We start from the raw sequence: 11,676 nt of genomic DNA, 5'->3' as shown, positions 1-11,676 counted from the left end.
CAAGAAGTACTAAACTGAGCGGATGGATTCACGCAGCATGAGGACTACAAAACTTGTTCGGGTACACCATCTGCGTTGGGCACCTGCCGTTGCCGGCAAGCCTATTAACCTTCTGCATGTGCGATCGCAGTCGGCCCAACGGTCTTTGATTGTCTGCCGGCCTGGTGCGAACACCGGGCCGACAGCCCAAAGATGCGCCCACAGCGCCCGAAGGCGCGTGGGACTTGATTCTGTTACTTAAGCTGCCAGGCTAGCCTGATCAACACGGACGCCAGCGCCCATGGTCGACGACAGCGAAACTTTGCGCAGGTACACGCCTTTGCTCGATGCTGGCTTGGCTTTGTTCAGTGCGTCGATCAGTGCGACCAGATTCGACTTCAGATCTGCGTCAGCGAACGATTTACGGCCGATGGTAGCGTGGATGATACCGGATTTGTCGGTACGGTACTGAACTTGACCGGCTTTCGCGTTTTTCACGGCGGTAGCGACGTCAGGAGTAACAGTGCCAACTTTCGGGTTAGGCATCATGCCGCGTGGGCCCAGGATCTGACCCAGGGTACCAACGATACGCATGGTATCTGGCGAAGCGATAACGATGTCGAAAGGCATGTCGCCGGCTTTGATCTGCTCAGCCAGGTCTTCCATACCAACGATGTCGGCGCCAGCTGCTTTGGCAGCTTCCGCTTTTTCACCCGACGCGAATACAGCCACGCGTACGGTTTTGCCGGTACCAGCTGGCAGCACGACGGAGCCGCGCACCACTTGGTCGGATTTCTTAGGATCAACACCCAGTTGTACCGATACGTCGATCGATTCATTGAACTTGGCCGTTGCGCACTCTTTGATCAGAGCGACAGCGTTGTCGAAAGCGTACACTTTGGTACGGTCGACTTTGGCTTTCAAAGCCTTGATACGTTTGGATAACTTAGCCATTATACAACACCTTCCACCGTGATACCAATCGAACGAGCGGAACCAGCGATGGTGCGTACAGCAGCATCCATGTCGGCAGCGGTCAGATCAGGGGTTTTCAATTTAGCGATTTCTTCAGCTTGTGCGCGGGTCAGCGTACCGACTTTGTCGGTATGTGGCTTCGGCGAACCTTTGGTGATCGCAGCAGCTTTTTTGATCAGGTAGGTTGCTGGAGGCGTCTTCATCACGAACGTGAAGGACTTGTCCGCAAACGCGGTGATCACGACTGGGATCGGCATGCCTGGTTCCATACCTTGGGTCTGCGCGTTGAACGCTTTGCAGAATTCCATGATGTTCAGACCACGTTGACCCAGAGCTGGACCGATTGGTGGGGATGGGTTTGCTTTACCAGCTGGCACTTGCAGCTTGATAAAACCAATGATTTTCTTTGCCATGATGGCTCCTATCTTGGATTGAGTAGTAGCGCCCCGCCGATCCTACCCTGGCGGGGCTCCTCTGACCGGATTTTGCTGAGACTGCCGCAACGCTCCTGGTGGCGCTTGCTAATGCTTAAACTTTTTCGACTTGGCCGAATTCGAGCTCTACCGGGGTAGCGCGACCGAAAATGGTGACCGAGACGCGCACTTTGGATTTCTCGTAATTGACTTCTTCGACATTGCCGTTGAAATCGGTGAACGGACCATCCTTGATGCGGACTTGCTCGCCCACTTCGTACAAGGTTTTTGGACGGGGCTTTTCAACACCTTCCTGCATCTGCTTCATGATGCCGTCGATTTCGCGCGCGGAGATCGGCGTCGGCTTGTTCGACTTGCCACCAATGAAACCGGTAACCTTGCTGGTGTTCTTGACCAAGTGCCAGCTCTCGTCCGTCATTTCCATTTCAACCAGCACATAGCCAGGATAGAAACGACGTTCGGTGACGGACTTCACACCATTCTTGACTTCAACGACTTCTTCGATCGGCACCAGGATCTGGCCGAACTGGTCTTGCATGCCCGCGCGCTCGATGCGCTCGGTCAGTGCGCGCATGACGCTTTTTTCCATGCCGGAATAAGCATGCACGACATACCAGCGCTTGCTGCTTACTGGCACGCTCAGCGCTGCACCAGTGTCCGCTACCGGAGCGTCGCCCGGAACGGACTCGTCCGCCGCTTCATCATGCACATTTTCGCTCATTATTTTTTCCAACCCAGAATTACGTCATACAACAAAAACTCGAGCAATTTATCCGTGCCCCACAGGAAAATCGCCATGACCAGCACAAAGGCAAACACGATCGCAGTAATCTGCGTGGCTTCTTTGCGGGTAGGCCAAACGACTTTCTTGGTTTCGCGCACAGCTTCTTTGGCGAAATTGAGAAATTCACGGCCGGTCGTCGAGACATACAAGAGCGCAACAGCAATAACCAAACCAGCCACAAGCGCGCTTGCACGCACCAGAGCTGGTTGGCCTGCCAGGTAATAAAACCCGACTACTCCTGCAATCGCAGCCACTATTGCCAGCGCGACTTTTATCTTGTCACTCGACGTGCTAACGGTTTGCACGGATTGATTTGACATTTTTCTACTTTCGGTGCCCTGCACCTTGACGGTGGCAGGGACGGAGGGCATCGAACCCCCAACCTTCGGTTTTGGAGACCGACGCTCTGCCAATTGAGCTACGTCCCTACGTAAAACTTTCGAGGAGTGCTATTCTACCACCCAGGACGCCCCGGGTGGAAGCATAACATTTCCTTATGCGAGGATTTTTGCAACCACGCCGGCGCCGACGGTACGGCCGCCTTCGCGGATAGCGAAGCGCAGACCTTCTTCCATCGCGATCGGGTTGATCAGCTTGACGGTGATCGACACGTTATCGCCTGGCATGACCATTTCTTTGTCTGCTGGCAACTCGATCGAACCGGTTACGTCCGTCGTACGGAAGTAGAACTGTGGACGATAGTTGTTGAAGAATGGCGTATGACGGCCGCCTTCATCTTTCGACAGAACATAGATCTCGCCGGTGAAGTGTGCATGCGGCTTGATCGAGCCTGGTTTTGCCAGAACTTGACCACGTTGCACGTCTTCACGCTTGGTGCCGCGCAGCAGCAGACCAACGTTGTCGCCAGCTTGACCTTGGTCCAGCAGTTTGCGGAACATTTCCACGCCGGTGCAAGTCGTTTTGACGGTATCGGTGATACCGACGATTTCGATCTCTTCGCCGACTTTAACAATGCCGCGCTCGATACGACCGGTCACAACGGTACCGCGACCCGAGATCGAGAACACGTCTTCCACTGGCATCAGGAAAGCACCATCAACAGCGCGCTCTGGCGTTGGGATGTATGCATCCAGCGCATCGGCCAGACGCAGCACTGCGTCAACGCCCATTTCGCCTTCTTTGCCTTCCAGCGCCATACGTGCCGAACCTTTGATGATTGGCAGGTCGTCGCCTGGGAATTCGTACTTCGACAACAGCTCGCGCACTTCCATTTCAACCAGTTCCAGCAGCTCTGCATCGTCGACCAGGTCGCACTTGTTCAGGAACACGATGATGTATGGAACGCCAACTTGGCGGGCCAGCAGGATGTGTTCGCGGGTCTGTGGCATTGGGCCGTCAGCTGCGGAGCACACCAGGATCGCGCCGTCCATCTGCGCAGCACCGGTAATCATGTTTTTGATGTAATCGGCGTGGCCTGGGCAGTCAACGTGCGCGTAGTGACGCGTTTCCGTTTCGTACTCGACGTGGGCCGTGTTAATCGTGATACCGCGCGCTTTTTCTTCTGGTGCTGCATCGATCTGGTCGTATGCTTTAGCTTCGCCGCCGAATTTCTTCGACAGAACCGTTGCGATTGCAGCGGTCAGCGTGGTTTTACCGTGGTCGACGTGGCCGATGGTGCCGACGTTGACGTGCGGCTTGGTCCGTTCGAATTTACCTTTTGCCATTTTGAACTCCTAATGATTTGATTAGATTGCTCAGGCACACGCCCGACGGTCTGGTTTGAATTGCTTCTGTGCTGCCTGCTGCGAATTCTGGTGCCCTTGACGTGGATCGAACACGTGGCCTCTCCCTTACCAAGGGAGTGCTCTACCACTGAGCTACAAGGGCTGTAATTTGTTGCATGCGATGCATCAAGCATCTGAACGGAAACTGGAGCGGGTGAAGGGAATCGAACCCTCGTCGTAAGCTTGGAAGGCTTCTGCTCTACCATTGAGCTACACCCGCGAGGTATCGTTCACTTTATCTTCACTTGCTTTTTGCTACTACCCAGTTTTCCTTGCAAAAACTTGGTGGAGGGGGCTGGATTCGAACCAGCGTACTCATAGAGAACAGATTTACAGTCTGTCGCCTTTAACCACTCGGCCACCCCTCCGCGGGAACCGCAGAGTATGAAGCATCTATTCACAACTGTCAACCTTATTTACTGATGCCTGACTGCTGCATTTGCTTATAAAGAAGAAGTTGGCTGCTTCGGGGCGTGATTATAAGCTCCCGATTTGAGAATGTGCAAGGGTTGGCGCGAAAAAGTCGACTTTTTTCGCATTTTTTTTATGCCCCCTGCCCGCAAGCCGCATTTTCCCGTCACTCACCCCGCATTTTTTCCATTTAACGGGCATCAGGCGGATGCATCCAGGAGTTGCCAAGGGGCTTATATTTGCGCAATAACTGCTGATGCAGGCCCGACAGTACGGGCAATTTGGGGTTGCGCGGGTCCAGGCGGCGCACGCCGGCGATAAACGTCAGCGCCTGCTGGCCCATGCGCTCATCCCAGCCTTCGTGTTCCAGGCACTTCAGCACGGCCACGGCCGCATTGAACACCACTTGCGGATTATCGGGCAGGCGCGTGACGGCTTCGCCCATCAGATCGACGGCGCCGCGGAAATCTCCCTCGCCTGCCCTGGCCGCGCCGGCCGCCACCATGTCGGCCACTTCCTGGCGGCTTTGCCGCGCCAATGCCTTGGCCAGCTCTTCGCGCCCCGCCTGTTCGAACACGGCCATGGCGCGCGTCATGGCCGCACTGTCGGGCGCGTTGCGCATGACTTCACGCATCACCTCGGCGGCGCCATCCTCGCGCCCATGCGCCAGGCAATGGCGCGCCAGTTCCGTTTTCAGCATGTTCGAGCCGCCCACGCTGTGGCGGTTGGCGGCCAGGGCCGCGTCCAGCGATTGCTGCAGGCGCTCCTCATTGCCCGTATGCGCATGCAGCATGGCGCTGCACAGGGCGCTGCACAGTTCCGCATTCTTTTGCCCGCCCATCGACTTGTCGAGGTCGCGGATCACGGCGCCCGCCTGCAGCGGGTCGCCCTTGCGCACCAGGGTCTGCACCAGGCGCACATGGTCTTCCGGGTCGCGGAATTCCGAATACTTGGCCTTGCTGACCACCAATTTGAGGGATTTTTCCGCCATCTCGATATCGTCAGCCGCCAGGGCCGCCTCGCCCAGGCGGCGCAAGCGGCGCACGGCGTGCGGCGACAGGGCCACCGCTTCGCTCAAGGCCGCCTGCGCCAGTTCCGGCTTGCCTTGCGCCAGGTGCGTGCGCGCCAGCCAGTCATACGCATCGAGAAAACGCTTGTTGTTTTCCAGCAGCCCTTCCAGGGTGCCCTGCGCCGCTTCGTACTCGCCCAGCAAAAATTGCGTCTTGGCCTGCCCCAGGCGCGCCCAGCCGATGGACTTGCTCTCATACAGGGCCGCGTAGATCGGCTCGGCGTCGGCCGCCTCGCCCAGCAGCAGGTGCAGTTCCGCGCGCAAGCGCAGGAAATCGGTGGCGTAGCGGGGATACAGGCTGGCGCCCTCGGCGCAGGCGGCAATCGCCGCGCGCTCATTGCCCACGTCGATCAGTTCATACACGGGCACGAAGGCATTGCGCTTGTCCAGCGCGCGGCCGATGCGCTCGAGCATGTTGTCAGCGGTGAAGGGCTTGAGGATGTAATCGGTAGGCAACAGCTCGACGGCGCTGACCACCTTGGCGAAGCTGCCTTCGCCCGTGACCATGAAGAACATGGTCGATGCGTGCATCAATTTGTGGTGGCGCAGGTCTTCCAGCATCTGCTGGCCATCCTGCCCGCCATCGAGATCGTATTCGCACAGGATCAAGTCATACGATTTGCTGCCCAGCATGCGGATCGCCTGGCCGGAGCTGGCCGCGTCGTCGATCTTCGCCAGGCCGCACAGGTTGAGCATATTGTGCAGGCTGGCGCGCATGCCCGGATGCGGCTCGATGATCAGTGCGCTGAGGCCCTTGAGTTCTTTCATGTCGTGATGTCCGAAAACTCCGCGGCGCGCCACACTGGTGCGTGGCGCCAGCCAGCATGAGGCTGCCGAGTATATGACGGCGCCGCGCGCAAGGGAATGGCGGCGCGCCGAAAAATGCCAACGAAGCGGCTACTCAAGCGACGGCGCGCTCCGGATGCCACAGTTGCGGTTCATGGTCGATCAGTTCCAGCAGCGCCGTCACCACTTCCGGATCGAACTGGCTGCCGCTGCGCTGCTCGATGTACTCGCGCACCTGCGGATAAGGCCACGGTTCCTTGTAAGGCCGCTCGTGCAGCAAGGCATCGAAAACGTCGACCACGGCAACGATGCGCGCGGCCACGGGAATATCGCGCCCCTTCAGGCCATGCGGGTAGCCGGCGCCATCGAAGTGTTCGTGGTGGCCACCGGCGATCTGCGCGCCATAGGTCAGATAGCTGACGCCGTCGACCATGTTGGCGGCCCGCTCGAGGATGGTGCGCCCGACGCTGGCATGCAGCTGCATCTGCGCCCGCTCCTCGTCCGTATGCTTGCCCGGCTTGAGCAGCACGGCGTCCGGCGTCGCCACCTTGCCCACGTCGTGCAGGATGCTGGCCAGGCCGATCATGTCGAGCAGCTGCGGCGTCAGCTCATCCGGGTACACGCCGCGCTGCTGCATGCGCCGGGCGATGGCGTCGGACAATAGCTGCACGCGCCGCACGTGGCCGCCCGTGTCGCTGTCGCGGAACTCGGCCAGGTCGGCCAGCGCCACCACGGTCGCTTCCTGCGCCTTGCGCAGCTGGCCGAACATGTACAGGTTGTCGAAGGCGGCGGCGATGCGCTGGCAAAACACTTCCAGCAAGTCGCGCTGGATCTGCGCCAGCGGCCACGGCGGCGTGACGGAGATGGCCAGCTCGCGGTTGCCTTCCGTATGGATGAACAGCACATTGGCCGGATGCTCGAACTGGCTGCGCTTTTCCGCGAACGCCTTGTCGATGGTGGGCGTCAGGGCATGGTCGGCCGGCATGGCTTCCGCCTCGGCCAGCACGGCATACGTGCCCGTGGCGGCCACCACTTCGGGCCGTCCGGCGCCGCCCTGCATCAGGCACAGCACGCCGTCGGCGCCCACGTCGAGGATGGCGCTGACCTGGTTGAGCACGCCGGAAGCGAATTCGCGCAGGGAATGGATCTGGTACAGATTGGTGGCGCCGGCGAGTATCTTGCCCAGGCCGATGCGGCTGCGCTCGAGCATCATCAGGCTCTCGTAGGCGCGCAGGGCCGAGATGACGGTGGTAAACAGCTTTTGCGTCGTCAGTTCCGTCTTGGCCTTGTAATCGTTGATGTCGTATTCGATGATGACGCGCTGCTCGGGCGCCTGGCCCGGCTGGCCCGTGCGCAGCACGACGCGCACGATGGAATTGTTCAGGTCGGCGCGGATGCGCTTGGCGAGGATCAGGCCGGCATCGTCCGTTTCCATCACCACGTCGAGCAGCACCAGCGCGATATCGGGCGTGTCGCGCAGGATGTCGTACGCTTCGCGGCCGCTGTAGGCGGAAAACAGTTCCAGTTCGCGGCCCTTGAAGCTGACATTGCGCAGCGCCAGCCGCGTGACCGCATGCACATCCACGTCATCGTCGACGATCAGGACACGCCACAGGCGCTGGTCGGGCGCGGCCAGCCCGGCAGGACTGGCCACCGGCTCATCTTCGTCGAGCAGCCAGTTATCATCTGCATCGGCTTTGAGGTCGGTCATGAATACTCCTAAGGGATAAGTTCGATGTGGACGCTGCGTTGACGCCTATCAAGCATAATCAGATTAGATGCTGCTTACAACAGGATTCTGCGTAGCGCCGTCTCCGGTGGCCGGCGCCGGCGCGGGTAGCGCTGCACCGCTGCGCGTGGCGCCGCCGCAATTGTCCTGGCCTGGCCCGACAGCCTGGTAACGCACTTCGTACTTGCCCGCGCTGAGCTGCTCCACCGTCAGCTTGTCATTGGCCAGGATGTACAGGTAGCGCACATTCGAGCGCCGCTCCTGGTCATACAGCTTGACGAAGACGGGCGCCGCGTTGCTGCTGTTATCGATGGTCAAGCTCAGTTCCTCGCCCTTGTTACCGATCGGAAAGCCATCCACATAGCCCGATTGCGCCGGCCATGGCTCGCCATTCGGCGCCACCAGCGCCGCCGACTCGGCCTGGCTGGCGCCATCGCAGGCGGGACGGCTGGCTTTCAGGCTCAGCTGTGAGACGGCCAGCACGCGGATCTCCGGTGCCTTCGCTTGCGCGGGCTCGGCCGCATACGGCTTGCCCACGGCCCAACTATCGATAGCCACCGCCTCGTTTTTTGCCGGCGGCGTGGCGACGCCATCCGCCGAAGACGCGTCCGGGTGCGCCCTGGCGCCATCACGGGCCAGGCCGCTCCAGGCCGACGCCAGCGCGGCCGGCATCGGCTGCGAGGTATCGAGCATGAGCAAGGCGCCCAGCCAGCCCAGCAACAGGCAGACAAGCAGACTCAGCCACCAGCGCCAGTTGCGCCAGATGGGCGGCGCCTTGCCCTTCGGCGGCGGCACATCCTGCGCCCAGGCGTGCTCATGCGATTGGGCATGGCCTTTCGCGCGGCCATCGCGGCTCTTGCCTTCCTCGTGGTGGGTGCTTTCCAGCCATTCGATTTCCCACTCCTCGGCGGCGATCCACTCGTCGTGTTCCTTGCGGCGTTGTGGATCGGACAAGGTGCCATAGGCGCTGTTGAGGATCGCCATGATGCGGGCGGCCTTTTCGTCGCCAGGATTCTTGTCCGGATGGTATTTCTGACTGAGGGCTTTGTACGCGGCACGTATGACTTCCTGCGGCGCCAGGCGCGCCACTTTCAGGTTGTCATAGTGTGTATGTATCTTTCCCATCGTTCTATCTTGAAATCGGTGCGCGGCGACGGGTTCTTGCAGGATGGAACCGTGCTGTGTCGGTCATCATATACGATATGACAAGATAATAACCACCGGCGGACAGGAAATTGCAGGGCGGCACTGCCCTGCCTTGATATTGCAGGCGCTTACAAGCGGTGACTGCGGTCACTGGACAACAGGGCTTCCGGCAACTCCACCTGGTGCCCTACCACCAGCACCTTGAACAATTCCCCCATCTCGGCGGGCGACACCAGCTTTTGCACGGCGCTGGCCTGCGGCAAATACGTTTTGACCTGTTCCGGATCGGTACGCAGCAGCAAGTCGCCGATGCCCGCGCCCAGCAAGAAGGACGCCTGGTTCATATAGGCAAGCACATCGAGACCCGCATCCTGCGCCGCCACCGCCATGGCCGTGAAATCCACGTGGGCCGTGATGTCCTGCAAGCCGGGCAGATAGAACGGTTCCGCGTGGGCGTGGTGGCGGTAATGGCACATCAGGGTGCCCGTGGCGCGCAAGTCCAGGTAATACTCGTGGGCGGGGAAGCCGTAATCGAACAGCACGGCCGCGCCGCCCTTGCCATTGGTCAGCATGCGCGCCAGCGAGCGCATGAAGCCGCAGGCCACGCCATGGATCTCGCTGACATAGCCGACCGGCAAGTGCTCGGCATCCGGCACCTGGGCGGCGATCTGCGCCGCCACGTCGGCGCCGGCCGGACGTTCGACAAACACGAACTGGCCATCGGCAATGCTGACGTCGAGTTCGCACCAGCCGGCGGGCGTCTTGCTGATCAGGTTGACTGGCATGGCGTCGAGCACTTCATTGCCGAACACGGCGCCTTCGAAACTGTCGGGGAAGCCGTCGAGCCACACTACTTGCGGGAAGCCGGCCAGGGCCAGCTCCTGGCGCGCGCGCAATTCGCCGGACAGTTCGACGATCGCATACTGTTCGATAGGGATGCCGGCATTCGCCGCTTCCGTCAGGATATCGCAGGCCAGCTTGCCCGTACCGGCGCCGAATTCGAGGATGCGCGGGGCCGTTTGCGCCATAATAGCGGCTGCCACATGGGCCAGGGTGGCGCCGAACAGGGGAGAGATTTCCGGCGCGGTTGTAAAATCGCCATCTTTGCCCAGCTTGGCGGCGCCGCCGCTGTAATAGCCGAGGTCAGGCGCATACAGCGCCAGCTCCATGAAGCGGACAAAGGGAATGGCGCCGTCATTGCGCGCGATTTCGGCGGCAATCTGGTGCTGCAAGGCATGGGACGCGGCCAGCGCGTCGCTATCGGGTACGGGAAGAGACATACCGTATTGTAGCGAATCGGCGGCGCGGGCCGCCAGTACCGGCCATGGCAAGCCCGCTCACTCCATATATACAGTAAAGACATGACACCAGCATCGACACTGCCACACAGCACTCCCCGCGTCGCCCTCGTCACGGGCGCGGCGCGCCGCATCGGCCGCGCCATCGCGCTCGGCCTGGCGCGCGACGGCTGGGATATCGCCGTCCACTACCGCGACTCGCGCGACGAGGCGCTCAGCCTGGTGGCGGAAATCACGGCGCTGGGGCGCCGCGCGCAAGCGTTCCCCTGCGACCTGGCGCAGGAAGACGCCGTGCGCCAGCTGTTGCCACAGGCACAGGCGGCGCTGGGCGCCGTGACTTGCGTGGTCAACAACGCATCGTTGTTTGAATACGACAATGCGGGCGATTTTTCTTTCACCGCCCTCGACGCCCACATGCACGCCAACCTGGCCGCCCCCATCCTGCTGGCGCAAGCGCTGTACCAGGCCACCCCGGCAGGCGGGCAAGCCGTGGTCATCAACTTGCTGGATCAAAAACTGTACAATCTCAATCCTGATTTTTTGTCGTACACCCTGTCCAAGGCGGCACTGCTGTCGGCGACCACCATGCTGGCCCAGGCGCTGGCGCCGAAAGTGCGCGTGGTGGGCATTGCCCCCGGCATCACCATGGTCTCCGGCGAACAGACGGAAGCGAACTTCGCCAAGGCGCATGAAAACACGCCGCTGGGACGCTCCAGCACGCCCGAGGATGTGGCCGACTGCGTCTGTTACGTGGCCGGCGCGCGCGCGCTGACGGGCACGACCCTGCTGGTCGATGGCGGCCAGCATTTGATCGGCTTGCCGCGCGACGTCATGTTTTTGACCAAATAATCAGCAGCCACACCAAACAACCAGCATTCCAGCATCCCCGAAAAGGTAAAACTATGTCGTCCGCCCTGTCCCACCCTCGCCTGGCCGATTGCCGCCGCCTGTTCCTGCGCAATTACGAAGTCCTCATCAACATCGGCGTCTACGACTTCGAGAAAAAGGGCGAGCAGCGCGTCCTCATCAACGTCGACCTGTACATTCCCCTGGCCCTGTCGACGCCGAAGGATGACCAGCTGGAAGAAGTGGTCGACTACGACTTCATGCGCGAAACCATCGCCAGGCGCATGGCGCAAGGCCACGTGCAGCTGCAGGAAAGCCTGGTCGACGACGTGCTCGCGGCCATGCTGGCCCACCCGCGCGTGCGCGCCGCGCGCGTCTCGAGCATGAAACCGGACGTGTATCCCGACTGCGAAGGCGTGGGCGTGGAAGTATTCAAGATCAAGGATGAAGCATGAACAACATGAATGACACTGC

11 protein-coding genes and 4 tRNA genes are annotated in these 11,676 nt (G+C 60.5%); 2 read left to right on the top strand and 13 right to left on the bottom strand.

Annotated features, from left to right (window positions below; all coding sequences use genetic code 11):
• Nucleotides 1-237 precede the first annotated feature (237 nt).
• The 13 genes from rplA to U0004_RS02825 all read right to left on the bottom strand — a co-directional run bounded on the left by rplA (nucleotide 238) and on the right by U0004_RS02825 (nucleotide 10,338).
• Nucleotides 238-933, bottom strand: coding sequence for a 50S ribosomal protein L1 (rplA, locus tag U0004_RS02885; RefSeq protein ID WP_034753134.1), 696 nt, complete (start codon nucleotides 931-933; stop codon nucleotides 238-240).
• The gene (gene rplK / locus U0004_RS02880) at nucleotides 933-1,367 is read right to left on the bottom strand and encodes a 50S ribosomal protein L11 (RefSeq protein WP_034783246.1); all 435 of its coding nucleotides are present in this window, start codon (nucleotides 1,365-1,367) and stop codon (nucleotides 933-935) included. The genes rplA and rplK overlap by 1 nt, the downstream gene beginning before the upstream one ends.
• A gap of 115 nt (nucleotides 1,368-1,482) precedes the next feature.
• Nucleotides 1,483-2,109 carry a transcription termination/antitermination protein NusG gene (gene nusG / locus U0004_RS02875; protein WP_034753130.1) on the bottom strand — a complete coding sequence of 209 codons (627 nt, stop codon included), beginning with the start codon at nucleotides 2,107-2,109 and terminating at the stop codon, nucleotides 1,483-1,485.
• Entirely contained in the window at nucleotides 2,109-2,492 is a 384-nt protein-coding gene (gene secE / locus U0004_RS02870; protein ID WP_010394308.1) for a preprotein translocase subunit SecE, read from the bottom strand. The genes nusG and secE overlap by 1 nt, the downstream gene beginning before the upstream one ends.
• A 32-nt stretch (nucleotides 2,493-2,524) precedes the next feature.
• Nucleotides 2,525-2,600, bottom strand: a tRNA-Trp gene (locus U0004_RS02865).
• 66 nt (nucleotides 2,601-2,666) lie between these two features.
• Entirely contained in the window at nucleotides 2,667-3,857 is a 1,191-nt protein-coding gene (gene tuf, locus U0004_RS02860; protein ID WP_034753125.1) for an elongation factor Tu, read from the bottom strand.
• Between the two features lie 88 nt (nucleotides 3,858-3,945).
• Nucleotides 3,946-4,020: transfer RNA gene (locus tag U0004_RS02855), tRNA-Thr, on the bottom strand.
• Nucleotides 4,021-4,063: 43 nt separating this feature from the next.
• Nucleotides 4,064-4,137: transfer RNA gene (locus U0004_RS02850), tRNA-Gly, on the bottom strand.
• Between the two features lie 63 nt (nucleotides 4,138-4,200).
• Nucleotides 4,201-4,285 (bottom strand) — tRNA-Tyr (locus U0004_RS02845).
• Between the two features lie 233 nt (nucleotides 4,286-4,518).
• Complete coding sequence (locus U0004_RS02840; protein WP_034753121.1) at nucleotides 4,519-6,165, bottom strand: tetratricopeptide repeat-containing response regulator; 1,647 nt, start codon at nucleotides 6,163-6,165, stop codon at nucleotides 4,519-4,521.
• 133 nt (nucleotides 6,166-6,298) lie between these two features.
• Nucleotides 6,299-7,894, bottom strand: a complete 1,596-nt coding sequence (locus U0004_RS02835; RefSeq protein WP_070258612.1) for a DUF3369 domain-containing protein — start codon at nucleotides 7,892-7,894, stop codon at nucleotides 6,299-6,301.
• Between the two features lie 63 nt (nucleotides 7,895-7,957).
• Nucleotides 7,958-9,037, bottom strand: a complete 1,080-nt coding sequence (locus tag U0004_RS02830) for a J domain-containing protein (RefSeq protein WP_070258610.1) — start codon at nucleotides 9,035-9,037, stop codon at nucleotides 7,958-7,960.
• Nucleotides 9,038-9,186: 149 nt separating this feature from the next.
• Nucleotides 9,187-10,338 (bottom strand): class I SAM-dependent methyltransferase, encoded by a 1,152-nt coding sequence (locus U0004_RS02825; RefSeq protein WP_070258654.1) that lies wholly within the window; start codon nucleotides 10,336-10,338, stop codon nucleotides 9,187-9,189.
• Nucleotides 10,339-10,419: 81 nt separating this feature from the next.
• Here U0004_RS02825 and U0004_RS02820 point away from each other — a divergent pair, with 81 nt between their 5' ends.
• On the top strand, nucleotides 10,420-11,205 hold the full coding sequence (locus tag U0004_RS02820; protein ID WP_070258608.1) for an SDR family oxidoreductase: 786 nt from the start codon (nucleotides 10,420-10,422) through the stop codon (nucleotides 11,203-11,205).
• Between the two features lie 53 nt (nucleotides 11,206-11,258).
• The gene (locus U0004_RS02815) at nucleotides 11,259-11,657 is read left to right on the top strand and encodes a dihydroneopterin aldolase (RefSeq protein ID WP_034783508.1); all 399 of its coding nucleotides are present in this window, start codon (nucleotides 11,259-11,261) and stop codon (nucleotides 11,655-11,657) included.
• Nucleotides 11,658-11,676: the final 19 nt, after the last annotated feature.

The sequence above is a fragment of the Janthinobacterium lividum genome (assembly GCF_034424625.1).
Taxonomy (GTDB): Bacteria; Pseudomonadota; Gammaproteobacteria; order Burkholderiales; family Burkholderiaceae_D; genus Janthinobacterium; species Janthinobacterium lividum.
This window is presented reverse-complemented; position numbering and strand designations above follow the sequence as displayed.